At 73.3% G+C, this 24,515-nt stretch carries 23 protein-coding genes; 18 read left to right on the forward strand and 5 right to left on the reverse strand.

Going from position 1 to position 24,515, the window contains the following annotated elements:
• Nucleotides 1–138 precede the first annotated feature (138 nt).
• On the reverse strand, nt 139–2,154 hold the full coding sequence (locus tag ACFOX0_RS20115) for an acyltransferase family protein (RefSeq protein ID WP_377548184.1): 2,016 nt from the start codon (nt 2,152–2,154) through the stop codon (nt 139–141).
• 263 nt (nt 2,155–2,417) lie between these two features.
• Here ACFOX0_RS20115 and ACFOX0_RS20120 point away from each other — a divergent pair, with 263 nt between their 5' ends.
• Both ACFOX0_RS20120 and ACFOX0_RS20125 read left to right on the forward strand, forming a co-directional pair.
• Entirely contained in the window at nt 2,418–3,035 is a 618-nt protein-coding gene (locus ACFOX0_RS20120) for a helix-turn-helix transcriptional regulator (RefSeq protein WP_377548187.1), read from the forward strand.
• 21 nt (nt 3,036–3,056) lie between these two features.
• The gene (locus ACFOX0_RS20125; protein ID WP_377548189.1) at nt 3,057–3,515 is read left to right on the forward strand and encodes a DUF3291 domain-containing protein; all 459 of its coding nucleotides are present in this window, start codon (nt 3,057–3,059) and stop codon (nt 3,513–3,515) included.
• 145 nt (nt 3,516–3,660) lie between these two features.
• On the opposite strand, the gene ACFOX0_RS20130 is transcribed toward ACFOX0_RS20125, so the two are convergent.
• Both ACFOX0_RS20130 and ACFOX0_RS20135 read right to left on the reverse strand, forming a co-directional pair.
• Nucleotides 3,661–4,407: an SDR family oxidoreductase gene (locus tag ACFOX0_RS20130; RefSeq protein WP_377548191.1), complete on the reverse strand. Its 747-nt coding sequence runs from the start codon at nt 4,405–4,407 to the stop codon at nt 3,661–3,663.
• 30 nt (nt 4,408–4,437) lie between these two features.
• Nucleotides 4,438–5,211 carry an IclR family transcriptional regulator gene (locus ACFOX0_RS20135; RefSeq protein ID WP_377548193.1) on the reverse strand — a complete coding sequence of 258 codons (774 nt, stop codon included), beginning with the start codon at nt 5,209–5,211 and terminating at the stop codon, nt 4,438–4,440.
• Nucleotides 5,212–5,377: 166 nt separating this feature from the next.
• On the opposite strand from ACFOX0_RS20135, the gene ACFOX0_RS20140 reads away from it, so the two are divergent.
• The 7 genes from ACFOX0_RS20140 to ACFOX0_RS20170 all read left to right on the forward strand — a co-directional run bounded on the left by ACFOX0_RS20140 (nt 5,378) and on the right by ACFOX0_RS20170 (nt 11,847).
• Nucleotides 5,378–6,286 (forward strand): amidohydrolase family protein, encoded by a 909-nt coding sequence (locus ACFOX0_RS20140; RefSeq protein WP_377548196.1) that lies wholly within the window; start codon nt 5,378–5,380, stop codon nt 6,284–6,286.
• 26 nt (nt 6,287–6,312) lie between these two features.
• Nucleotides 6,313–7,059, forward strand: coding sequence for an SDR family NAD(P)-dependent oxidoreductase (locus ACFOX0_RS20145; protein ID WP_377548198.1), 747 nt, complete (start codon nt 6,313–6,315; stop codon nt 7,057–7,059).
• 2 nt (nt 7,060–7,061) lie between these two features.
• Nucleotides 7,062–8,576, forward strand: coding sequence for a class I adenylate-forming enzyme family protein (locus tag ACFOX0_RS20150; protein ID WP_377548201.1), 1,515 nt, complete (start codon nt 7,062–7,064; stop codon nt 8,574–8,576).
• The gene (locus tag ACFOX0_RS20155) at nt 8,573–9,685 is read left to right on the forward strand and encodes an acyl-CoA dehydrogenase family protein (protein WP_377548203.1); all 1,113 of its coding nucleotides are present in this window, start codon (nt 8,573–8,575) and stop codon (nt 9,683–9,685) included. Before ACFOX0_RS20150 ends, ACFOX0_RS20155 begins: the two co-directional genes overlap by 4 nt.
• Before the next feature lie 82 nt (nt 9,686–9,767).
• A complete protein-coding gene (locus ACFOX0_RS20160) occupies nt 9,768–10,946 on the forward strand; it encodes an acyl-CoA dehydrogenase family protein (protein WP_377548205.1) in 1,179 nt (392 codons plus the stop codon).
• 44 nt (nt 10,947–10,990) lie between these two features.
• The gene (locus tag ACFOX0_RS20165; protein WP_377548206.1) at nt 10,991–11,431 is read left to right on the forward strand and encodes an FAS1-like dehydratase domain-containing protein; all 441 of its coding nucleotides are present in this window, start codon (nt 10,991–10,993) and stop codon (nt 11,429–11,431) included.
• Nucleotides 11,428–11,847 (forward strand): MaoC family dehydratase, encoded by a 420-nt coding sequence (locus tag ACFOX0_RS20170; RefSeq protein WP_377548208.1) that lies wholly within the window; start codon nt 11,428–11,430, stop codon nt 11,845–11,847. Before ACFOX0_RS20165 ends, ACFOX0_RS20170 begins: the two co-directional genes overlap by 4 nt.
• Here ACFOX0_RS20170 and ACFOX0_RS20175 read toward each other — a convergent pair.
• A complete protein-coding gene (locus ACFOX0_RS20175) occupies nt 11,828–13,300 on the reverse strand; it encodes an MFS transporter (protein ID WP_377548209.1) in 1,473 nt (490 codons plus the stop codon). The genes ACFOX0_RS20170 and ACFOX0_RS20175 overlap by 20 nt on opposite strands.
• Nucleotides 13,297–14,139: an IclR family transcriptional regulator gene (locus ACFOX0_RS20180; RefSeq protein WP_377548212.1), complete on the reverse strand. Its 843-nt coding sequence runs from the start codon at nt 14,137–14,139 to the stop codon at nt 13,297–13,299. The genes ACFOX0_RS20175 and ACFOX0_RS20180 overlap by 4 nt, the downstream gene beginning before the upstream one ends.
• Before the next feature lie 57 nt (nt 14,140–14,196).
• Here ACFOX0_RS20180 and ACFOX0_RS20185 point away from each other — a divergent pair, with 57 nt between their 5' ends.
• The 9 genes from ACFOX0_RS20185 (at nt 14,197) to ACFOX0_RS20225 (ending at nt 24,504) form a co-directional block, all read left to right on the forward strand.
• Complete coding sequence (locus tag ACFOX0_RS20185; RefSeq protein WP_377548214.1) at nt 14,197–15,480, forward strand: FAD-dependent oxidoreductase; 1,284 nt, start codon at nt 14,197–14,199, stop codon at nt 15,478–15,480.
• The gene (locus ACFOX0_RS20190) at nt 15,477–16,589 is read left to right on the forward strand and encodes a cupin domain-containing protein (protein ID WP_377548216.1); all 1,113 of its coding nucleotides are present in this window, start codon (nt 15,477–15,479) and stop codon (nt 16,587–16,589) included. Before ACFOX0_RS20185 ends, ACFOX0_RS20190 begins: the two co-directional genes overlap by 4 nt.
• Nucleotides 16,590–16,610: 21 nt before the next feature.
• Nucleotides 16,611–17,498, forward strand: a complete 888-nt coding sequence (locus tag ACFOX0_RS20195; protein ID WP_377548218.1) for a fumarylacetoacetate hydrolase family protein — start codon at nt 16,611–16,613, stop codon at nt 17,496–17,498.
• Between the two features lie 97 nt (nt 17,499–17,595).
• Entirely contained in the window at nt 17,596–18,555 is a 960-nt protein-coding gene (locus ACFOX0_RS20200; RefSeq protein WP_377548220.1) for an ABC transporter substrate-binding protein, read from the forward strand.
• 41 nt (nt 18,556–18,596) lie between these two features.
• Nucleotides 18,597–20,084, forward strand: coding sequence for an aldehyde dehydrogenase family protein (locus ACFOX0_RS20205; RefSeq protein WP_377548223.1), 1,488 nt, complete (start codon nt 18,597–18,599; stop codon nt 20,082–20,084).
• Between the two features lie 18 nt (nt 20,085–20,102).
• A complete protein-coding gene (locus ACFOX0_RS20210; RefSeq protein WP_377548225.1) occupies nt 20,103–20,903 on the forward strand; it encodes an ABC transporter permease in 801 nt (266 codons plus the stop codon).
• 1 nt (nt 20,904) lies between these two features.
• On the forward strand, nt 20,905–22,050 hold the full coding sequence (locus ACFOX0_RS20215) for an ABC transporter permease (protein WP_377548227.1): 1,146 nt from the start codon (nt 20,905–20,907) through the stop codon (nt 22,048–22,050).
• A 4-nt stretch (nt 22,051–22,054) separates the two neighbouring features.
• Nucleotides 22,055–22,864, forward strand: coding sequence for an ABC transporter ATP-binding protein (locus ACFOX0_RS20220; RefSeq protein ID WP_377548229.1), 810 nt, complete (start codon nt 22,055–22,057; stop codon nt 22,862–22,864).
• Entirely contained in the window at nt 22,861–24,504 is a 1,644-nt protein-coding gene (locus ACFOX0_RS20225; protein ID WP_377548231.1) for a thiamine pyrophosphate-binding protein, read from the forward strand. The genes ACFOX0_RS20220 and ACFOX0_RS20225 overlap by 4 nt, the downstream gene beginning before the upstream one ends.
• The last annotated feature ends 11 nt before the right edge of the window (nt 24,505–24,515 follow it).

Below are 24,515 nucleotides of genomic sequence, written 5' to 3' on the forward strand. Positions count from 1 at the left end.
TCGAGGGTGGCAAGGTGGTCTGGGCGGCCATCGACGTCAGCCCGCGCCCAGTGGTTGCCCGCCGAGGGTTTGCGCACCGCGTCGTGGACCCGGTCGGCCGCCTCGAATCCGGCGGCGGCGACGTCCGCACCGGTGGGGTCACCCTCCTTTCACGGCGATCCGGTAGAGCTGGGGCAGCAACCAGGGCGCGATCCACCGGCCGACGCCCTCGGGGGTGAAGTGCAGGCCGTCGCTGCGCAGCCGTACCCCACCGGCGTCCCAGGCGAAGCGGCCGTCGGGGCAGGCGCGCCGGTTGAGGTCGAGCACCGTGGCGCCGTGCCGGTCGGCGGTCGACCGCAGCAGCCGGTTCCAGGCGTCGACCCGGCCGGGTTCGTCCTCGGGCCACAGCCCGCCGTCGGGGCGTTCCGCTCGGTGCGTGTATGGCGCGGTGAGCAGGGTGACGTGGGCGCCGCGCTCGCCGGCGACCGCGACGGCCCGGTCGAGTTCACCGGTGAGGTACCGGTCGAACGCCGGGTCGCCGACATGCTGCCAGCGCCCGTCGAGTTTGCGATCCATCAGCTCCCAACGGTCGAGCAGGATCACCGCGACGTCCGGTGCGTCCGAACGCACCCCCCGTCGCCAGCGCTCGTCCCACCGGTCGCAGCCAGGGTAGTTGGGATGCGGGTCGCCGACGTAGCGCAGCTCGGGCAGCCGGGCGATCCCGCAGCCCTGCACCGCCCGTACGGTCACCGCCAACTCGTCCTGCGCGGGCAGGTAGGTGCCGAGCGACCAGGAGACCGAGTCGCCGAGGAAGACGACCCGTGGCTTGCCCGGTGGGCGCCCCGGGCGGCGTACCGGTGGCACCGGGGCGGCGGAGCCGGGCCCGGTGGAGCCGGACGCGGCCGGTCCCGCCGCGCCGGCAGCCGTGGCGTCCAGGGCGACGGGTGGTGCCGGCGCGAGCGCGGGCGGCACGGTGGCGAACACCGCCACCGCCGCCGCCGTGACGGCCGCGGTGGCGGTGACCGCCGCGCCGGCGCGGACCGGCAGCCGCCGGGCCCGCCGGATCGGCCGCTCCACCAGCAGGTACGACGCGGTCGCGGCGATCATGGTGGCCGCGCACCGCGCCCCGAGCAGGGCGCCGCCGGTGAGGCCGACCCGTTCGGCGGTGAGCCACTGGAACAGCGGCCAGTGCCACAGGTAGATGCCGTAGGAGATGCGGCCCAGCGCGACCAGCGGTGGCAGGGCGAGCACTCGTGCGGTGGGCGAGCGGGGGCTCAGCACGACGTGTCCCACGACCGCCGCCGTGGCCAGCGCGGCGACGGTCAGCCCGCCCCGGTACAGCCAACGGCTCCCGCCGTCGGCGGTCGTCCACAACAACGCCGTCGCGACGGCACCGAGCGCCGCGAGAGCACCGAGCACCGGGTGAGGTACCCGGGGTCGGGTCGCCGGCGACGGGTCGGCCACCGGGGTCCGGGTCGCGACCAGCGCGGCCAGGGCGGCGCCGACCAGCAGCGCCACGGCCCGGGTGTCGGTGCCGTAGTAGACCCGGTCCACCGATCCGGGGGAGAACAGCACCGCCGCGGTCACCGCCGAGACGACCGCGCCCACCGCGGTGACCAGCAGGAGCCGGCGTGGCCCGGCGCCGTCCGGCCGGTGCCGGTCCCCGCGCCCGGCCGCCCAGCCCAGCAGGACCGCCACCAGCACCGGCCAGAGCAGGTAGAACTGTTCCTCGATCCCCAACGACCAGGTGTGCTGCAACGGGGACGGGCTGCCGGTGGCGGCGAAGTAGTCCCCGTCGCGGTCGGCCATCCGCCAGTTGGCGACGTACCCGAGCGCCGCGAGCGCGTCCCAGCGCAGCGCCCCGATCTCGGTCGCCGGCAGCAGCCGCCGGGAGACCAACAGCGCCACGACGAGGACGACCAACAGCGCCGGCAGCAGCCGCCGGACCCGTCGGCCCCAGAAGGCCACCAGGTCGAGTCGACCGGTGGCCCGGTGCTCGGCCAGCAGCAACGAGGTGATCAGAAAACCGGACAGCACGAAGAAGGCGTCCACCCCGAGGAATCCGCCGGGCAGGGCCGCCACCCCGCCGTGGAAGGCGAGCACGGCGGCGACCGCCAGTGCCCGGAGGCCGTCCAACGCGGGCTGGTAGGTGAACCGTCGACCGTGGTCCGACATGGGCGGGCCGTGCCCATCGCGGCGGCCTTCACACCTCGGCGCCGCGACTTTCCCGCCGGAGCGTCCAGGTTTGCCGTCCGTCGATGGGGTACGCGGGCCGGAAGGGACCCGAGGGCGTCAGGGGTAGGCATGGGACAGGCCACGGTCGGCGTAGGTGCCGGGTGGTCGGGCGTCCGGTGAGACCGATCGGACCGTCCGGCCCGGACCTTCGCCCCCGCCCCTGAGGTCCGGGCGCCGGCCCGCGTTCCGGTAGCGTCGGCGACATGTCGATGGAGGCCATCGGGGCGTTGCGGGAGCCGGTGCGCCGGGCGGTCTACGAGTACGTCGTCGGGCGGGCCGAGCCGGTGAGCCGCAACGAGGTGGCCGAGGCGCTGGGCCTCGGCCGTACCCTGGCGGCGTTCCACCTGGACAAGTTGGCCGGGGCGGGGCTGCTGGAGGCGGCCAACGCGCCGCGCACCGGCGGGCCGGGAGCGGGCCGGCCGGCCAAGGTGTACCGCCGGTCGGCCGTCGAACACGCGGTGACGTTGCCGCCGCGCGACTACCGGCTGCTGGCCGAGGTGCTGGCGGGTGCGGTCGAGCGGGCCGGCGTCGAGCCGGCGGCCTACGCGGTGGCCCGGGAGGTGGGGACGAGGCTCGCCGGGGGAGAGGTGATCGCGCGTCTGGCGACGCTGGGCTACGAGCCGGTCGAGGACGCTGACCGTACGGTCCGGTTGCGTAACTGTCCGTTCCACGTCCTGGCCGAGTCGCACGGCGGTCTGGTCTGCGGGTTGAACCTCGCGCTGATCGAGGGCCTGCTGGGCGAGAGCGACCGGGGCGCACGGCTGGACCCGGGCCCGACCGGGTGCTGCGTGGTGATCGGCTCTAAAAACAATAAGAATTGACATAGAAGATATCCTGACCGCATGACCGACCACCACCTCGCCCAGCTGAACATCGCCCGGCTGCGCGCGCCCATCGACAGCCCAGTACTCGCCGACTTCGTCGCCCGGCTGCCCGAGATCAACGGCCTGGCCGAGCGCTCGCCCGGCTACGTCTGGCGGCTGCAGGACGAGTCCGGCGACGCGACCGCGCTGCGGCCCTTCGAGCCGGACGTCATCGTGAACCTGACCGTGTGGCACTCGGTCGAGGCGCTGCACGGCTTCGTGTTCCGGACCGCGCACCTGGAGCCGATGCGTCGGCGCCGGGAGTGGTTCGTGCCGTTGGACGGGCCGCACCTCGTGCTGTGGTGGATCCCGGCCGGCACCCTGCCGACCCTCGCCGACGCCGCCGACCGGCTGGACCTGCTGCGCCGCGGCGGCCCGTCGCCGCAGGCGTTCACCCTGCGCGAGCCGCACCCGGCCCCCGGCATGCTGACCGCCTGACCGGCCGGCCTTTCCGGCCTCCCGGGTGGTCGGCCTCCCGGGAGGCCGACCACCCGGGCCCGGCTACCGGCCCGGGGGCTGCGCCCCGACCCGGCCGGGCGTGTTCATCTGGGTCGAATCGGCGGGACGGCGAGGTCGGCCGCCGTCACACCGCCCCGGCGGCGAGCCAGTCGTCGAAGCTGGTCGGCCCGATCCGGGCATCCGCACCGGGCAGTTGCACCTCGCCGGCCATCGAGACGTCGAACGTCCCCCGCCAGGTGGGGACGAGCCTGATCTGCCGGCCGCGCGCGGCGAACGTGCGGCGGGCCATGTCGACCAGGTCCTCGGTCTGCGGCCCGGCGAGGTCGAGCCGTCGGCGCTGCGGTTCGCCGGCCGCGATCTCGGCGAGCGTGTCGGCCACGTCCGCGGGTGCGACCGGCTGCACGAGCAACGGGGCGATGGTCGCGGTGCCGTCCCGTTCGGTCCGGCCGGCGACCATGGCGGCGAAGTCGTGGAACTGGGTGGCCCGCAGGATCGTCCAGGGTACGTCGCCCTCGCTGACCAGCCGTTCCTGCTCGCGCTTGGCGTCGTAGTGGGAGTTGCGCTGCCCGCGGTCGATCCCGACGATCGACAGCAGGACGTGGTGACGTACGCCCGCGGACCGTTCGGCGTCGAGCAGGTTGCGGGTGCCCGTGGCGAAGAAGTCGAGCACCTGGGCGGGGTTGGTGGCGCCGGTGTTGGACGAGTCGACGACCGCGTCGACCCCGGCCAGCGCGTCGGCCAGCCCACTGCCGGTGTGCACGTCCACGCCCAGCGACCGACTGATCCGTACCGTCTCGTGGCCGGCCCGCTCCAGCGCCCGCACGGTGAGCGCCCCGACGCGACCGGTCGCCCCGACGACTGCGATTCGCATTACTACCTCCAGGAGACGTCAGCTGTCTGGCTACCGGCCGGCGATCAGCGCGGCGGTACGGGCGGCGGCCCGACCGCAGCGCTCGATCTCCTCGGCGGTCATCCGGCTGGCCGGCGCGGAGACCGCGATGCCGGCCTGCACCTGGCCCGGGTCCTGCGGGATGCGCGCGCCGACCGCCACGATGTCGGGATCGCTCTCGGTCCGGGCCAGGGCGAAGCCGGTCTCGCGGACCTCGACCAGCGCCCGTTCCAACTCCGTCCGGGTGGACAGCGAGTCGTCGGTCATCACGGTCAGCCGCTCCTCGGGATAGAGCGCGCGCAGCTCCCGGGCGGACAGCGCGGCGAGGATGGCCTTGCCCGCGGAGGTGCAGTGCGCCGGCCGGCGCAGCCCGATCCGGCCGCCGACCCGCAGCGCCCGCGGGGTCTCGATCGCGTCGATGAACCGGACGCTGTCGCCTTCGAGCAGGACGAGGTTGACGGTCTCGCCGACCTCGTCGCACAGGGCCTGCATGTGCGGGCGGGCCCGGGCCCGGATGTCGAGGCTGCGGATGGCGTTCAGGCCGATGCTCAGCAGTGCCTCGCCCGTGCGGTAGGTGCGGGTCACCGGGTCGCGGCGGAGGAATCCGTGGTGGTCGAGCATGGTGAGCAACCGGTGCGCGGTCGACCGGGCCACGCCCAACTCCGCCGCGCAGTCCATCACCCGCAACTCGTCCCGGTCCCGCAGGAGCAGCAGCAGCCGCAGCGCGTTGCTCACCGATTCGATCGGGTAGGCGGGACCCTCGCGCGGCTTCTCGTCCTGCGTCACGCAGCTCTCCGTTCGGTGTCCGCGGCTCGTCCACGGCGGTGCGGCGAACCCCGGTGAGGTGGTGAAACGTTCTCGCCCAGGCTTGACGGGCCCGCCGACCGTGTGATCGCATGTTGTGTATAGCAGAACTCAGTTCTGCAGGCAAGAATTCTGGAGGGAGTGGCCGGTGGTCCTCGAAGACGGTATCCGTCGATTCGCGGCGCGATCCGCCATCGACATGCATGTGCACGTCACGGAGGGCACCGGCGCGGCCGGGCGGGACCCGGCCAGCCGCTCGTTCCAGCAGGCCGCGGCGTCGTACTTCGGCAGCGACGCGCAGACCACCGTCGGCGCCATCGCCGACTACTACCGCGGCATCGACATCTCCTGCGTGGTGTTCGCGGTCGACAGCGAGAGCGCGACCGGCCGCACCCCGGTGCCGAGCGAGGAGATCGCCGAACTCGCGGCCGAACACGCCGACGTGATGATCCCGTTCGGCAGCGTCGACCCGTGGCGGGGCGCGGTCGCCCTGCGTTCGGCCCGGCGGCTGATCGAGCGGTACGGCGTCAAGGGCTTCAAGTTCCACCCCTCGACCCAGGGTTTCGAGCCGAACGACACCCGGTTCTACCCGCTGTACGAGGTGATCCAGTCGGCCGGGCTGCCGGTGGTGTTCCACACCGGACAGACCGGCATCGGGGCGAAGATGCGCGGCGGTGGCGGCATCCGGCTGAAGTACTCCAACCCGATGCTGCTGGACGACGTGGCCGCCGACTTTCCGGACCTGACCATCATCATGGCGCACCCGTCGGTGCCGTGGCAGGACGAGGGGCTCGCCGTCGCCCTGCACAAGCAGAACGTGTACATGGACCTGTCCGGCTGGTCGCCCAAGTACTTCGAGCCCAAGCTCGTCACGTACGTGAAGCGGATGCTGACCGACAAGGTGATGTTCGGCAGCGACTACCCCCTGATCACCCCGCAGCGGTGGCTGACCGACTTCGCGGGGCTCGGCATCGACGAGGACGCCACCCGCAAGGTGGTCAAGGACAACGCGTTGCGGGTGCTCGGCCTCGCAACGGCCAACCCCGACCAGCAGTGACGCGACCGGAGACAGGTGAGGAAAAGATGGGTCGTTTGGACAACGTGACCGTGATGGTGACCGGCGGCGGCAGCGGCATCGGCCGGGCCGGCGCGATCGCCATGGCCGCCGAGGGCGCCCGGGTCGCCGTACTCGACATCGACGACGCGCTCGCGACCCGGGTCGCCGACGAGATCACCGGCGCCGGTGGCGCGGCCCGGGCCTGGCGGGCCGACATCACCTCGCCCGACGAGATGACGGCGGCCGTCGACGGGGCCCGGGACTGGGCCGGCGGCGTGGACGTGCTGTTCCACTCCGCCGGCATCGTCGCGCCGGCCATGCTCAAGGACATGACCGTGGAGTCCTTCGAACGGGTCGTCTCGGTGAACCTGACCGGCGCGTTCGTCTGCCTCAAGGCGGTGCTGCCGCATTGGATCGAGGCCAAGCGGGGCAAGTTCATCGGGGTGACCTCGCCGGCCGGCGTCCGCGGCCAGGTCGGCGGCGGCAACTACGCGGCGGCCAAGGGCGGCGTCATCGCGCTGGTCAAGACGGCCGCGGCCGAGCTGGCCCGGTACGGGATCACCGCCAACGCCCTGCTGCCGATCGCGGCGACGGCGATGTCGGCCAAGGTGCGGGAGGACCCCAAGCTGGAGGAACGGTTCCTCAGCATGATCCCGCTGCGCCGTTGGGCGTCCCCCGAGGACATCGCGCCGAGCGTGGTCTACCTCGCCTCGTCCGACTCGGACTACATGACCGGCAGCATCCTGTCGGTCGACGGCGGACGGACGATCTAGCCGTGTCCGCCGCGCCGTTCACCTGGACCGTCGCCCGGCAGTTCGACTGGGTGGCGGGCCGGCACCCCGGCTCGACCGCGCTGGTCGACGACGCGGGTGAGCAGTCGTACCGGGAACTGGCCCGCCGGGTCGGGGCGCTCGCCGGCCACCTCGGCACCGCGGTCGGCGGCGGCCGGGTCGGCATCTACGTGTCGAACCGGCGGGAGTGGGCGGAGACGTTCCTCGCCGGGCAGCTCGCCGGGGTCGGCGTGGTGCCGGTCAACGAGCGGTACCAGGGCCAGGAGCTACGGCACATCGTCGAGGACGCGGGCATCGAGCTGCTGGTGTCGGACCTTGCCGGGCATCGCGGTGACGTGCTGGCCGGCCTGCGCGGCGACGTGGACGTCCTCGCGGTCGGCCCGGACTACGAACGGGCGCTGACCCGGGCGCCGGGCGCCCCGGCGGGACGGGACAACCCGGAGTCGTCGGTGCTCTACACCTCCGGCACCACCGCGCTGCCCAAGGGCGTCTGGCTGAGCCAGGCGAACCAGGCGCTGGGCACCTGGCTCGGCCCGTCGGTGCTGCTCGGCCTGACCGCCGCCGACACCGTCCTGATCACCACCCCGCTGGCGCACCGGGTCGGCCAGGTCCGGCTGCTCGGCGGGCTCCTCACCGGCTGCCGCACGGTGCTGTCCGCCGACGCCCGGCCGGGCACGTTCGTGGACACGGTGGCGCGGCACCGGGCCACCGTCACCGGCATGGTGCCGACCATCGCGCGGGACATCGCCGTCTCCGGCCGGGCCGGCGACCGGCTCGCCTCGCTGCGCGTGTTCAGCGTCACCGGCGAGGCGATGACCGCCGAGCTGCGCGAGAGCGTCGCCCGGATGCTGCCGGACACCGAGCTGTGGACGTTCTTCGCCTCGACCGAGACCGGGCTGGCCACGGCCCTGCCGCCGAGCGAGTTCACCCGCCGGCCCACCTCGTCGGGCCGGCCGCTGCCCGGCGTCGAGGTCGCGGTGCTCGGGCCGACCGGCACCGCCGTACCGGTCGGGGAGGGGGAGATCCTGGTCCGCTCCGGGCCGCCCGGCAGCTTCGCCGTCTCCGGCGGGTACGTCGGGCACGCCGCCGACACCGCGTTCGTCGACGCGGACGGGTGGTTCCACACCGGCGACATCGGCCGGCTCGACGAGGACGGCTGGTTGGCGGTGACCGGCCGGAGCAAGGACATGATCCTCTCCGGCGGGTTCAACATCGCCGCCCAGGAGGTGGAGGGCGTGCTGCGCCAGCATCCCGCGGTGCGCGACGCCGCCGTCACCGGGGAACCGGACGAGCGGTTCGGCGAGCAGGTCGTGGCCTGGATCGTCACCGACCCGGCGTACGGGCACCGGGTCAGCGGGGACGAACTGCGCGACTTCACCGCCAGCCGGGTCGCGTCGTTCAAGAAGCCACGGGTGGTCCGCTTCGTGTCCGAACTGCCCCGCACCGCCACCGGCAAGGTGGCCAAGTGGCAGTTGCGGGGCGACGGGACCGCGTCGTGACCGGGCACGCGGAGTTCCGCCGGCGGGCGCGGGCCTGGCTGGCCGGGAACGTACCGGCCGACGGCCTGCCGGACCCGGACACCGACCACGGATTCCGGGCGCACCGGGAGTGGGAGCGACGCCTGTTCGACGCCGGCTACAGCGGCCTCAGCTGGCCGGTCGAGTACGGCGGGCGCGGCGGCGACGTCCTGCACGAGGCGATCTTCGCCGAGGAGTACGAGCGCGCCGCCGCCCCGGTGCGGATCACCCGACCGGCGCAGCGCTTCCTCGGCCCCACCCTGATCCACTACGGCTCGGCCGAACAGCGCCGCAGGTGGCTGCCGGCGATGCTGCGGGCCGACGACATCTGGTGTCAGGGCTTCTCCGAGCCGGACGCCGGCAGTGACCTCGCCGGCCTGCGCACCCGGGCCCGGTGGGACGGCACCGGGTTCGTCGTCGACGGCCAGAAGACCTGGACCACGTACGGGCGGTTCGCCGACCGGATGTTCACGCTGGTCCGTACCGGCGAGCCGGGCGGGCGGCACCGGGGCCTGAGCGCCCTGGTGATCGACCTGCGCAGCCCCGGGGTGCGGGTGCGTCCGGTGCGGCAACTGCACGGGCAGACCGGCTTCGCGGAGGTCTTCCTCGACTCGGTGGCGGTGCCGGCCGAGAACCTGGTCGGACCGCGGGACGAGGGATGGCGGGTGGCGTTGACGCTGCTGTCGTTCGAACGCGGTCCGGACGCCGGCGCCCCGGAACGCACCGCGCGACGGCTCGCCGCGCTCGCCGGCGACGTTCTGGCGGCGGACGCCGCGCCCGGCACGGTCCGCGAACTCGGCGACCGGTACGCCCGGCTGGCGGCCCTGCGGGCGTACGTCCACCGGCGGGTCGGCTCGCGCCTGTGCGGCGAACCGGTCGGCGCCCAGTCGAGCCTGGTGAAGCTCTTCTCGGCCCGGCTCGACGCGGACATCGTGCGGCTCGGCGTCGAGGTGTTCGGTGACGAGCGGCTCGCCGAGGGGACGCCCGAGTTCCTCGACTACTGGCACTCCCGGGCCGGGTCCATCTATGGCGGAACGGCCGAGATCCAGCGCACCGTCGTCGCCGACCGGATCCTCGGGCTGCCCCGATGACGCGGCCGACCGACGACGCCGGGGCGGTGCGGCCGCCGGGCGGTCGGCCACGCCCGGGTAACCGGTACCGGGGGTGGTTCCGATGCGGGAGTTGACCGAACAGGCGGCCCGGCTGCTGGTGCCGACCGAAGAGCAGCGCCACCTCGCCGCCGCCGCGGCGGACGCGTTCGCCCGGTCGAACCCCGGCCCGGCCGGGCCGTCCGCCGCGGACACCGGCGCCACGCCGGACACCGGCGCCATGCCGGACACCGGTGACGCGCCGGACACCGGTGACGCGCCGGGCGCCGATCCGGACGGCGGCTTCGACCGGGCCCGGTGGGCGGAGCTGGCCGGAACGGACCTGCTCGGCGCGGCGGTGCCCGAGGAGTCCGGCGGGCTCGGACTGTCCGTACCCGATCTCGTGGTGCTGACCGAGCAGGCCGGCCGGGCGTTGCTGCCCGGCCCGGTCGTCGAGTCGATCTGGGTCGTCGCTCCCGCCTTGGCCGCGCTCGGCCCGCCTTGGGCGCCGGCGCTCGCCGCGCTGCTGCGCGGCGATCTGGTCGGTTCCGCGGTCGACGGCACGCTGCGCGGCCCGGACCTCGACGTCGCCGGATACGTCGTGGTGCCGACCGGCGGGGCCGACCGGTTGTACGACGCCGCCGAGCTCGGCCCGATCGCCCGGGTGCCCACCCAGGACCGCGCGGAACGGTCCTTCCGGCTGACCGGGCTGCCCGACGTCGGCGGCGACCCGACCGGCGGCGACGTGCCGGTAGTTCCCACGGCGCCGCCGACGGACGGGCTGGGCGGGCTCGACCGGGGCCGGCTCGGCGCGGCCGCCTACCTGCTCGGCGTCGCCGACGGCCTGCTCGCCCAGGGCATCGGGTACGCGCGGCTGCGCGAGCAGTTCGGCCGGCCGATCGGCGCGTTCCAGGCGGTCCGGCACCGGCTGGTCGACGCGTACGTCGAGCTGGAGTTCGCCCGGAGCGCGGTGTGGAGTGCCGGCTGCGACGTGGCGGCGGGCGATCCGGCGGCCCGGGTGGCGATCCGCTGTGCCAGCGTGGCCGCGAAGCGGGCCTTCGCCGAGGTCGACCGGCACTGCCTCCAGGTGCACGGCGGCATCGGGTTCACCTGGGAACACCCGTTGCACGGCTGGCTCAAGCGCGGCGCGACCTTCGCTGCGCGCTACGGACTGCGCCGCGAGCTGGAGACCGACCTCGGCGAACTGTTGCTCGCCGAGGTCGCGGGCCGGCCACCCGGCCGGCCACCGCGCCCGCACATCTGACGGCACCAGCGAGGACAACCGCAACCCCCCGAGGAAGGAACAGCGTGATCAACAAAGCCAGGGCCGGGCACCGCTATCCGAGCTACCGGTACGAGGTGAGCCGCGCGAAGATCGAGGAGTACGCCGCGGCCACCGGCTACCGGCTGCCGCGGGACTCCGAGGGGGCACTGATCGCCCCGAACATGTTCGCCGCCTGCTTCACGGTGATGTACGGCGCGCGCCTGCTCCGCGAGGACGCCGAGCTGGGTGGCTCGGGTCCGGTCGTGCACGCCGGCCAGGACTACGACTTCCACCGACGGGTCGCCGGCGGCGACGTCGTCGAGTGCCGCCCGCAGGTGCGGGAGATCCTCGACCGGGGTCGGCACACCTATCTCACCCTGGCGATCGACTGCGTCGACGCGACCTCGGGCGACCCCGTGGTGACCAGCCGCCAGACGATCGTCTACCTGAACGCGGCCCCCGCCGCGGCGGAGGAGGCCAAGTGACCACCGACCGTACGTTGACCCCGGGCGCCACCATGCCGCGTCACGAGCAGCGGATCGAACAGCTCGACCTGATCCGGTACGCCGGCGCGAGCGGCGACTTCAACCGGTTGCACTGGGACGGCGAGTACGCCGCGACGGCCAGCCCGACCGCCGGCGTGATCGTGCACGGGATGTTGAACATCGCGCTGCTGCTGCGGGTGGTCGGCGACTGGGTGGGCGGCGACGACCGGATCGTCTCGACCTCGGTGAGCCTGCGCGCACCGTGTCCGGTCGGCGCGCTGGTGTCGTTCCACGCCCGGGTGGCCGAGGTCGACGAGCGGGCCGGCAGCGCGGTGCTGGCGGTCGGCGCCGAACTGCCGGACGGCGCCCCGGTCATCGACGCCAAGCGGTCCCGGGTCACCGTCCGGCTCGGCTGACCGCCGCCGCGGCACCGGGACGGGTCGGCCGCCCGCCGGCCCGTTTCCCGGGCAGGGCCAGGCTGAGCACGGCGGACAGGGCGCACACCCCCACACCCACGGCGAATCCGACGGTGTACCCGGTCCCGGTCGGCAACGCCCGCCCCGGACCGGTGTACGCGTCGAGGATCACCGCGCTCACCGCGCTGCCGGCCGAGTAACCGACGCTGCGCAGCACCTGGTTGAAGCTCGTCGCACTGCCGGTCTCCGCGGCCGGGACGGCGCCGACCAGCAGCCCGACGACGGCGGCGAAGGTGATGCCGACGCTGACGCCGGCCAGGCCCATGCCGGCGAACGGCTGCCACAGCTCGTCCCGGCGCACCAGCAGCAGGGCCGTCGCCGCGAGGAACACCAGGGCCCCGACGGTGATGCTGCGGAGCGCGCCGATCCGTCGGCGCAGCGCCGGGGTGACCCGGTTGCCCAGCACGCTGCCGACCGAGAACGGCGTCAGGACCAGTCCGGCGAGCACCACCGACGCGCCGAAGCCGTACCCGGTGGCCGGTGGCGTCTGGACGAACCTGATGACCAGGGACATCAGCAGGTAGACGCCGACCCCGGCCAGCAGCGTGGCCAGGTCGGCGGTCAGCACCGTCCGGTCGCGCAGCAGCCGCAGGTCGACCAGCGGGTACGGGCACCGCAGCTCGCGCCGCACCCAGAGCGGGAACAGGATCGCGGCACCGGCCAGCAGCCCGAGCACCGGCGGCGACGACCAGCCCCACCGTTCGCCCTGACCCAGTCCGATCAGCGCCATGACCAGCGCGCAACCGAGCGCTACGGTGCCCAGCACGTCGAACCGGCGGCGCGCGGTCGCCCCGGGGGACGGGACGACCAGCCAGGCGAGGACGAGGGCGGCGGCGCTGATGCCCGCGCCGAACCAGAACCCGGCGCGCAGCCCGAGGTGGTCGGTGATCAGGCCGGTGACCGGGTAACCGAGACCGACCCCGGTGACCGTGACCACCGACAACGCGGCGATCGTGCCGCCGGCGCGGTCGGCCGGCAGGTGTTCCCGGGCGACCGCGATGACCAGCGGGACCAGGCCGAGGCCGACGCCCTGCAGGGTCCGCCCGGCCAGGAGCTGGCCCAGGCCGCCGGCGGTGGCGGTGAGCAGGCCGCCGGCGAGGGTGAGCCCGAGGCAGCCGAGGATGACCTGCCGCCGGCGCGGCCCGTCGCCGAGCCGACCCATCGTGGGGGTGGCGACCGCGCCGGCCAGCAGCGCCACGGTCAGCGACCACTGGGCGGTCCCGACCGGTACGCCGAAGACGTCCGCGACGGTGGGGACCAACTGCGCGCCCAGGCTGCTGATGACGGCGGTGACCAGACCGATGGCGATCAGGGCGGCCGGCAGCACGGCGAGGTGCCGGCGGGACAACCGCTCCGGGTCGCCCTGCGGGCCGACGGCCGCGGGGGTCCTCACAGCTCGGCGCGCAGCAGCTCGGTGATCGCGGCCTGGGCCTGCTCCAGCGCCGGGGCGAGTTGCCGGGCCGCGTCCGCGTTGCCCATCCGGCTGGTCGGCACGGCGACGGCCAGCGCGGCCAGCGGTGCCCCGATGAGGTCGCGGACGGCGGTGCCGACCGCGCTGATACCCTTCTCGCCCTCCTCGATGTTGACGGCGTAGCCGGCCGTCCGGATGTCGGCCAGTTCCGTCTCCAACTGCTCCCAGGTCTGGATCGACGACTGGGTACGACTCTCCAACAGGCGGTCGGGGTAGCGGCGGGACAGTTCGGTACGCGGCAGCGCGGCGAGGATCGCCTTGCCCCCGGCGGTGCAGTGCGCGGGCAGCATCAGCCCGGTCCGGCTGCCGACCCGGACCGACCGGGGACTCTCGACGCAGTCCATGAACCGGACGTTCTGCCCTTCGAGCAGGAGCAGCGAGACGGTCTCCTGGGTCTGTTCGCGCAGCTGTTCGAGGATCGGCCGGGCCACCCGGCGGATGTCGATGCGACCGATGGCGGCCAGTCCGATCTCGTTCAGCGCGGAGCCGGGCCGGTAGACGCCGTTCGGCTTGTCCTGCATGACGAAGCCGCGGGCGCGCAGGGCGGTCAGCAGCCGGTGCGCCGTGGACCGGGCGACGTCCAGTTCCTCGGCCGCCTCGGCGACGCGCAGCACGCGACGCTCCCCGATGAGCTGCAACAGATGCAGGGCGTTGTCGACCGATGACAGTCCGCTGTCGCCGGGGGTGCGCGGTGGTGGCGGGGTGCCCGTACCCGGCTGGCGGCCGGTCTCGCCTCGTCGGGGCGGAAAGGAATTCGACATGGAGGAAGAGTAGATCAGACTCTTCTGCTCTGCGGAAGCTGTCTCTATGGTGGCGGCATGAACGTCTCGCCTGGAGAAGCCCAGCTCCCCGTGGCCGTCGTGGGCGGTGGCCCGGTCGGAATGACGGCGGCGGTGGCCCTCGCGCAGCAGAACGTCCCGGTGGTGCTCGTGGAGGCCGAGCCGGTCCCGAAGACGGACTGGCGCGCCTCGACGTTCCACCCACCGACCCTGGAGCTGCTGCGGGAACTCGGGGTCGTCGACCGGATGCGCGCCGAAGGGCTGCCCGTCCCGCGCTACCAGTTCCGCGACCGCCGCGCCGGCCTGGTCGCCGAGTTCGACTTCGGGGTGCTGCGGGACGAGACGGCCTATCCGTACCGGTTGCAGCTCAACCAGCAGCACCTGGTGCGGATGCTGGCCGAGCGGTTGGCCGAGCTGCCCGCCGCGGACCTGCGGTTCGGTTGCCGGGCCGTCGCGGTCGAGCCGGAGCGCGACGGGGTGACGCTGACCGTCGAGACCGGCGGCGGCACCGAGCGGTTGCGTTGCGCGTACCTGGTCGGCGCGGACGGGGCCGGCAGCACGGTCCGCGGGCTGCTGGACATCCCGTTCGACGGCTTCACCTATCCCGAGCGGTTCCTGATCGTGAGCACCTCGGTGAACTTCCGCGAGCTGCTGCCCGACATCGCCGACGTCAACTACATCGCCGATCCCGAGGAGTGGCTGTTCCTGCTCCGGACGCCCGAGTCCTGGCGGGCCGTCTATCCCGTGCCGGCGCGGCAGAGCCGGGAGCAGGCCACCGACCGCGACGAGATGCAGGCGCACCTGCAGGGCATCGCCGCCCACCCGCCGGGCTACCCGATCGAGGACCACCAGCTCTACAACGTGCACCAGCGGGTGGCGGCCACCTTCCGGCTCGGCGACTGCCTGCTGATCGGCGACGCGGCGCACATCAACAGCCCGCTCGGCGGCGTCGGACTCAACAGCGGCATCCACGACGCGATGGACCTGTCCCGCCGGCTGGTGCGGATCCTGCGGCACGGCGCCGACCCGGGACCGGAACTGGACGCCTTCGCCGAGCTGCGCCGCCGGGTCGCCGTCGAGTACGTGCAGGCCGACACCCGGCGCAACACCGAACGGCTCAACGAGCGGGACGAGGCCAAGCGGCGGGCGCACCACGACGAGCTGCGGGCCGTCGCCGCGGATCCGGACCGCTCGCGCGCCTGGTGCCGGCGGGCGTCCCTGCTGGAGTCCGTGCACCGCTTCGGCATCGGCGAACCGCCGGCCGGGCCGGGCGGGTCGCCGGCCGCCGCCGGGGACCGAACAGCAGAGGAGACGAGAGCATGACCGTTGAGCAGTCCGTACCCGAGGCCCCGACCGTCGAGCCGGAGCTGGCCGCCCTCTACGCCGACCTGTCGGCGGTGCACCTGCACCCGCTGTGGACGATCACCAAGCAACTGTTGACCCCGACGCCACAACCCCGGTCGGTGCCGTGGCTCTGGTCGGCCGGTGTCCTGGCCCCGCTCGCCGACCGGGCACTGCGCCTGGTGCCGGTGGAGCGGGGCGGTGAGCGCCGGGTGCTGAGCTTCGGCAATCCCGGGCTGGGTGGCCTGCCGTACGCGGCGGGCACGCTGTGGGGAGCCGTCCAGTGCCTCGGCCCGGGGGAGACCGCGCCCGCGCACCGGCACTCGCCCGGCGCCGTCCGGTTCGTGCTGGAGGGCAGCGGGGTCTGGACCACGGTCGACGGCGACCCGTGCGACATGGCCCCGGGCGACCTCGTCCTCACCCCGGGCTGGAACTGGCACGAGCACACCAGCGACGGCAGCTCCCGGATGCTCTGGTTCGACGGACTCGACCTGCCGATGGTGGAGGCGCTGGACGCGGTCTTCTTCGAGCCCTACCCGCAGGACCGGCAGCCGGCGCGCGCCGAGCACAACCTCTCCGAGGCCCGGTTCGCCGGCGCCGGCCGGCGGCACGTCGAGGGATCGGTCACCGGCGCGCTCGACCCGCGGCACTCGCCGTTGCTGGTCTACCGCTGGACGGACACCGACGCGGAGCTGACCCGGCTCGCCGCGGCGCGGGACACCGCGATGGTCAGCCTGGAGTTCGTGAACCCGAACACCGGCGCGAGCGTGCTGCCGACGCTGAGCTGCGGCATGCACCGGCTGCGCCCGGACCGGCGGACCGAGGCGGTACGGCGTACCGGGAACACGATCTTCGTGGCGTACCGGGGCAGCGGCAGCTCGGTCATCGACGGCGTCCGGTTCGACTGGTCGCCCGGCGACGTGTTCGTCGCACCGTCATGGTCCGCCGTCGAGCACCTGGCGGCCGAGCCCGCCGACCTGTTCAGCCTCGGCGACGCGCCCGTGCTGCGGGCGCTGAACCTCTACCGCGAGCAGGCGCTCGACGGTCCCCAGGACGTGCGTCGGGTGTTCGAGCCCGACCGCGTGCCGTGACCCGTACCGGAGGAACAGCGGATGAGACTGGCGATATTTGACGAGACCCGCCTGGGAGCGGTGGTGGCCGGCGGCGTCGTCGACGTCACCGCCGCCCTGCCCTGGGCGTACGACCCGGATCCGGCGACCGCCGGGTGGTGGCGGCGACTGTGCGGCGAATTCGACGAGGTCCGGGACCGGCTGGCGGCCGCGGCCCGGGACGGTGAGCCGGTGCCGTTGGACCGGGTACGGCTGCGGGCGCCGGTGCTCAACCCGTCCAAGCTGCTCGCGGCGGCGTCGAACTACGCCGACCACGTCGCGGAGATGCACGGCGTGCAGGAGCGGACGCTCGGCCGGGTCGAGCACTGGATGATGGACTTCGACGTGTTCCTCAAGGCGCCGTCGTCGGTGATCGGCCCGGCCGACGACATCGTGCTGCCGCCCGCCGTGCTCGCGGCCGGGCACGAGGTGCACCACGAGTCGGAACTGGTCGTCGTGATCGGTCGGGGCGGTCGGGACATCCCGGAGTCGGCCGCGCTGGAGCACGTCTTCGGCTACGCGATCGGACTGGACATCACGGTACGTAGTGACGGCGACCGATCCCGCCGGAAGAGCTACGACACCTTCAGTCCGATCGGCCCGTGGGTCACCACCGCCGACGAGGCGGGTGACCCGGCCGACTTCGACATCGAGCTGACCTGTTCCGGGCAGCCGCGCCAGAAGGTGAACACGGCCGCCCTGATCACCCCGGTTCCCGCCATCATCGCGTACGCGTCGTCGGTGATGACGCTGGTCCCGGGGGACGTCATCTTCACCGGGGCGCCGCCCGGCGTCGGTCCGATCGTGGCCGGTGACGTGCTCGACACCTCGATCAGCCGGCTCGGCGAGATGCGCATACAGGTCAAACAGCCCACGTTTCCACAATATTAATTCCGTGTGAAGGAATCGTTATCCCAAAGAGTTCCACACACTGGACAGTCCCGATAAGCCCTGCTTACCGTACGTCACACTCCACCGGAGGACCCCCATGCGAAAGATCGTTTCCGCTGTCGTCGCCGCGGCGATGACAGCCGTGTTCGCCGCCGGCTGCGGCGGCGGTAGCGGTGAGACCAGCGGTGGCCTCACCACCGTCAAGGTCGGCATCGTGCCGTTCTCGCCCAACGCCGTCCTGTTCCACGCGATGGACGGCGGCATCTTCGCCAAGCACGGCCTGAAGGTCACCACCGTCTCGGCCGCCGCGCCCACCCCGATCGTCGCCGCGATGGTCAGCGGCCAGCAGCAGTTCGGCTTCGTCACCACCCCGGTGCTGCTGAACGTCAACGCCGAGGGCACCGCCGTCAAGTGCGTGTCGCCGGTCGACGGCCAGATCAGCAAGGACCGCGACGCCAGCGCCCTGGTCGCCTCCGCCAAGAGCGGCATCACCGACATCAAGGGCCTCGCCGGCAAGAAGGTCGCGGTCGTCCAGCTGTCCAGCATCAACCTGATCGGCGCCAAGAAGCTCGCCGAGCAGGCCGGCGTGACGAACATCGAGTGGGTCGCCATCCCGTTCCCGCAGATGCCCCAGGCCCTCGCCGACGGCCGGGTGGACGGCGCGGTCGTCACCTCGCCGTACCTGGACACGGCGGTGGCGGCGGGGGCGAAGAAGCTCGCCTACCCCAGCTCCCAGCTGTGGCCGGAGGGCACCATCTACTGCTACGGCGCCACCGACAAGTACCTGCAGGAGCACCCGGACGTGGCGAAGAAGTTCCACGACGCGATGACCGAGGCGATCCAGTACGGCAAGGACCACGAGGCCGAGATCAAGAAGACGCTGGAGACGTACCTGAAGCTGTCGCCGGAGGAGGCGCAGAAGCAGATCCTGCCCACCAACTACGTACCCGAGATCAACGTGCCGTCCATCGCCAGCATCCAGGACGTGATGGCCCAGCAGGGCTCGGTCAAGAAGAAGGTCGACCCCAAGGACCTCGTCTGGACCCCCCAGGGCTGAACCCGTCCCCGTCCCGCGCCTCGGAAAGTGGAGGGCACGCCATGAGTCAACTGGTCAGCACGGACCGCGCGGCCGTCGTCGTCGCCGGCAAACCGGTGGCCTCGCAGTTCCAGCCGGTGCACAACCCGGCCCGTACCGACGAGGTCGTCGGTGAGGTCGCCGTCGGCACCGCGGCGCACGTCGAGCGGGCCGTCGCCGCAGCGGCGGACGCCTTCCCCGGCTGGTCGGCGACCCCGGCAACGCGCCGCGCCGAGCTGCTGCTGGCGGCGGCGGACGACCTCGCCGACCACGTCGACGAGCTGGCCACCCTGCTCACCCGGGAGCAGGGCAAGGTGCGCTGGGAGTCGATGATCGACGTCGGCGGCGCGGCGAAGATCCTGCGGTACTACACCGGCCTGGCCGACCGGCTCGCCGCCGACGAGGTGTTCCGCCGGGACGACCGTGGCACGGTCCACCTCGGCCGCCGGCCGGTCGGCGTCACCGGCATCATCGTTCCCTGGAACAGCCCCGTCTACCTGGCCTTCCTCGGCCTCGCGCCGGCCCTGCTGGCCGGCAACACGGTGGTCGTCAAACCCTCGGAGTACGCCCCGCTCGCCCTCGGGCGGGTCCTGGACGTGCTCGCGGCGCACCTGCCGCCCGGCGTGGTCAACACCGTGCCGGGCGGGGCCGAGGCGGGCTCGGCCCTCGTGGCGCACCCCCGGGTCCGCAAGGTGTTCTTCACCGGCAGCACGGCGACCGGGCAGCAGGTGATGCGGGGCGCCGCCGGCAACCTGAAGAATCTCAGCCTCGAACTCGGCGGCAACGACCCGGCGATCGTGCTGCCCAGCGCCCGGGTCGACGACCGGCTCGTCGACGAACTGGTCCGCGCCGTGTTCACCCTCAGCGGCCAGATCTGCTTCGACGTCAAGCGGATCTACGTGCACCGGTCGCGCTACGCCGACTTCGTCGAGCGGTACCTCGACGCGGTCGACCGCATCGTCGTCGGGGACGGACTCGACCCGGCCAGCACGATCGGCCCGGTCAACAACCGGCCGCAGTTCGAGCGGGTCCGGGACCTGATCGAGCGGACCCGGGCGGCGGGCGCGACGGTGCGTACCGTCGGCCGCAAGCTCGACCCGGAGGGCTGGGACCGGGGCCTGTTCCTGCTGCCCTCGGTGGTCACCGACGTCGAACCGGGTGCCGAGATCGTCGGCTGCGAACAGTTCGGCCCGGTCGTCCCGGTGCTGCCGTACGACACCGACGAGCAGGTGGTGGCGTACGCCAACGACACCGAGTTCGGCCTGAGCGCCTCGGTCTGGGGCGAGGACCGGGAGCACGCGCTCAGCGTGGCCCGGCGGCTGGAGTGCGGCAGCGTGTTCCTCAACGTGCACCGGCTGGGCGCGTCCGACATGACGATGCCGTTCGGTGGTTTCAAGGGCAGCGGGATCGGCCGCGGGCACGGGATGTACTCGCTGGACGCGTGCACCGAGTTGCAGGTCATCGCCGACTACGTGGACGTGTCGGGGTTCCCCGGCCCGCCGCCGAGCTGAGAAGGGGAGGTCCCCGGGATGCACGTACTGGACGCCAGGTGGTTCCGGCTGGCCGCGAAGGTCGCGGTCTTCGCCGTCGCGCTCGGCGCGTGGCAGCTGCTGACCACCACCGGAGTGCTCTCCACCGACTCGTTCCCGACGATGGCCGACACGGTGACCGAGCTGGGCCGCCAGCTCGGCTCGGCGGAGCTGTGGCTCGCGGTCGGGCAGACCCTGCGGGGCTGGGGCCTGGGCCTGCTGATCGGCGGGTCGCTGGCGATCGCCACCGGCACGCTGCTGGGCTTGAACCGGTTCGCGTACCGCAGCGTGATCCCGGTGATCGAGTTCCTCAAGACCGTACCGGCGATCGCGATCCTGCCGCTGGCGGTCGTCGTGTTCGGCCCGACGCCGGAGATGAAGGTGTTCATCGTCGCGTTCGGCGTCTTCTGGCCGTTGACGATCCAGGCCATCTACGGCGCCCGGGCGGTCGACCCGGTGGTCCGGGACACCGCCACGGCCATGCAGCTTCGCGGCGCGCGCCGGTTCGCGACGGTCACCCTGCCCAGCGCCGCGCCGTTCCTGGCCACCGGGATCCGGGTGGCCGCGGCGGTGGGCCTCATCCTGGCGGTGATCGCCGAGCTGATCGGCGGCTCGACCGGGCTGGGCCTGAGCATCCTGACCGCCGAGAACGCCGGCCCGAGTCAACTCCCCGCGATGTACGCGTTCATCCTCGTCACCGGGATCACCGGTGTCGTGGTGACCGCGCTGTTCACCGCGATCGAGCGGCGGCTGCTGCACTGGCACGAGAGCCAGCGCAACGCCGCCGGGAAGGCGGCCTGACATGACCACCGGCCAACGACCGGACCTGGCGACGCCGGCACGGACCGACCCGCCGCGGCGACCTCCGACCGTCGTACCCGATCCCGATCCCGATTCCGGCCCGGAGCCCGCCGGCGGTCCGGACCGGGCCCCCGACGCGGCCCCGGCCGGCAGCACGGCCCCGGCCGGCAGCACGGCCCCGGCCGGCAGCGCGGCCCCGGCCGGCAGCGCGGCCCCGGCCGGCAGCGCGGCCCCGGCCGGCAGCACGGCCCCGGCCGGCAGCACGGCCCCGGCCGGCAGCACGGCCCCGGCCGGCAGCGCGGCCCAGGTACGCACCACCGGCCCGGTCCCCGGGACCGAGCCGGTGGCCCGGCGGTCCCCGGGCGCGTCGGTGGCGAGCCGGGCCTGGAACGTCATCTCCCGGGTGTGGTTCTTCGCCGCCGCCCTCGTCCTGTGGTGGGTGCTGTCGGCCGACAGCACGTCGACGTTCTTCCCACCGTTGCGGGACATCGTGACCCGGCTGTACGAGCTGTGGATCGTCGGCGACACCAAGCGGATGCTGTGGCCGAGCCTGGCCCACTTCGCCATCGGGTACGGCACCGCAGGCGTGCTCGGTGTGCTGCTGGGTGCCCTGCTGTGGCGGTTCCGGCGGACCAACGACGCCGTGTCGCCGCTGCTGTACTTCGTCTACGTCATCCCGGCGCCGGCGATCCTGCCGGCGGTCATCGCGGTGATGGGCATCGAGTCCGGAATGAAGATCACCATCATCGTGCTGGCCGCGATCTGGCCCACCCTGCTGAACACGATCGACGGCATGCGCGGCATCGACCCGATCAAACTGGATACCGCCAAGGTGCTGCACATGTCGCCGCTGCACACCGTCCGGTCGGTGGTGCTGCCCGGCGCCCTGCCGCAGATCATGGCGGGCCTGCGGCACAGCCTGCAGATCGCCGTGATCATGATGGTGGTCAGCGAACTGGTCGCCTCCACCTCGGGCATCGGCTTCTTCATCCTCGACGCCCAGCAGCGGTTCGCGTTCACCGACATGTGGACCGGCGTGGTCGTGCTGGCCCTGATCGGCAGTGCCCTGACGTTCCTGTTCATCGCGGTCGAGCGGGTCGTGCTCGCCTGGTACATCGGCGCCCGCGCCGTCGAAGAGAAGGGTTGAGGACATGTCGCAACCACAGACGAGCACGGGGGGCGGCACCGTGGCCGACCAACCCGTACTGGCGATCCGCGATCTGCGGAAGGTCTACAACGCCGGCCGGCCCGACGAGCGCGAGGCGGTCGCGGACGTGTCGTTCGAGGTCAACCGGGGTGACTTCGTCTGCGTCGTGGGACCCAGCGGCGCCGGCAAGACCACCCTGCTGCGCTGCCTCAGCGGTCTGCTGCCGGCCACCACCGGCGAGGTGCTGTTCGAGGGTACGCCGCTGCGCCGCGTCCCGGACCGGCTCAGCGTGGTCTTCCAGGACTACAGCCGGTCGCTGTTCCCCTGGCTCACCGTGCCTGGCAACGTCGCCGTACCGCTCAAGGTCGCCGGCTACGACCGGCAGCGGCGCCGGCAGCGGGTGGACGAGGTGCTGCACGCGGTCGGGCTCGGCGACGTCGGCCGGCGCTACCCGTGGCAGCTCTCCGGCGGCATGCAGCAGCGGGTGGCGATCGCCCGGGCGCTGGTGCAGCAACCCGACCTGATCCTGATGGACGAACCGTTCGCGTCCGTCGACGCGCAGACCCGCTTCGACCTGGAGGACCTGATCCTGCGGGTACGCAGCGAGTACAACGTCACCGTCGTGCTGGTCACCCACGACATCGACGAGGCGGTCTACCTGGCCGACCGGGTGGTCGTGCTGTCCAGCCCGCCGAGCGTGGTCAAGGAGATCGTCGACATCCCGCTGGACCGGCCCCGCAACCAGCTCACCACCCGCTCCAGCGAGGTCTTCGGCCGACTCCGTCGGCACCTGCTCGAACTGGTCACCGGATGACGACGGACGAGAAACCGGCGGTGTCCCGGCCGGTCGCCGACGCGCTGCTGGACGTACTCCGGGCCTGGGACGTGCGGCACATCTTCACCTGCCCCGGCAGCACCGAGGCCGCCGTCCTGGACGCGCTGGTGGTCCGGGACGACCTCGACCTGGTCCTGACCACCCACGAGGGGGTCACGGTCTCCATCGCCGACGGGCTGTCCCGGGCCACCCGGGGCCCCAGCGTGGCCTACCTGCACGCCAACGTCGGCCTGACCAACGGGCTGAGCAACCTGTACGCCGCGCAGCTCGCCTACTCGCCGGTGGTGGTGCTCAACGGCCTGAAGGCCAGCTCGATCCAGGCGCACGGCGGCTTCACCACCGGCCGGCGGATGCGCGACCTGGTCCACCAGTACGTCAAGTCGGACTGGCAGTCGCTGACCGCGGACGCCATCGGAGAGGACGTCAACCGGGCGTTCCGGACCGCGGTGACCGAGCCGGCCGGGCCGGTCTGGGTGGGCCTGAGCCAGGACCTGACCGAGCAGGAGACCACCGCGACCGTGCCCCCGGTCGCCGGGTTCCGGTTCGACTCGCGGACCGCGCCGTCACCGGCGGGGCTCGCCGAGGCCGCCAGGCTGCTGGCCGAGGCACGCCGACCGGTGCTGGTCGCCGGCAGCGAACTGGCCCGGGTCGGCGCGATCGACGCCCTGGTGCGGCTGAGCGAGAAGCTGGGCGTACCGGTGCTGCACGAGGACCGGCGCGGCCTGGAACGGCCGGGTTTCCCCACCGACCATCCGCACTTCCACGGGCAGTACACCCCGCAGCACCCGCTGGTCGCCGAGGCCGACCTGCTGGTCTTCCTCGGCGCGCGGCTGTTCAACGAGTTCGAGACGCCCCGGACGCCGCAGCTCCCGCCGGGCGTACGGGTGGTGCACGGGCACACCGACCCGCAGCACGTCGCCGCGATCCACGGCGTCGACGTCGGGCTGGTCGGCGACCAGCGACTGCTCGTCGAGGCGTTGCTGGACGCCGTCCCGCCGCCGACCGGGCCGCGGCCCGTCCCGCCGTACGCGCCGGATCCGCAGCCCGCTCCCGCCCGCGCCGCCGCCGGTGGCCGGCTGCGGGCCGCGGAGGTGGTGGACGTGGTGACCGACGCGCTGCGCGGTGCCGCCCTGGTCGGCGACGCCACCACCGCCGGCGGCGTGCTGCAGCAGCGGGCCGAGCAACGCGGCGGCGACGACTACTTCGTCTCCACCTCCGGCTCGCTCGGCTGGGGGATGGGCGCGGCGCTCGGCGTCAAGCTCGGACTGCCGCACCGGCGGGTGGCGGCGGTCCTCGGCGACGGCGTGTTCCAGTTCGGGATGCCGGCGCTCTGGACGGCGGCCCAGCGGCGCATCCCGGTCACCTACGTGGTGCTCAACAACGAGCGGTACGCCGCCGTCGGTGCCGCGCTGCGCCGGTTCGGCGGGCAGGCCGTACGCCGCGACCGGTGGCCGGGCACCGACATCGCCGGCCCGAACATCGCCGACATCAGCAGCGGCTTCGGGGTCCCCGGCCAGCGGGTCGACTCGCTGCGCGACCTCCGCGAGCGCCTGGACGCGGCGCGCGCGGTCGAGCATCCCACCCTCATCGAGGTGATGACCGCCACCGACGAGTTCTGACCGGAGCCGTC

Source organism: Micromonospora zhanjiangensis, assembly GCF_042650605.1.
Lineage (GTDB): Bacteria > Actinomycetota > Actinomycetes > Mycobacteriales > Micromonosporaceae > Micromonospora_J > Micromonospora_J zhanjiangensis.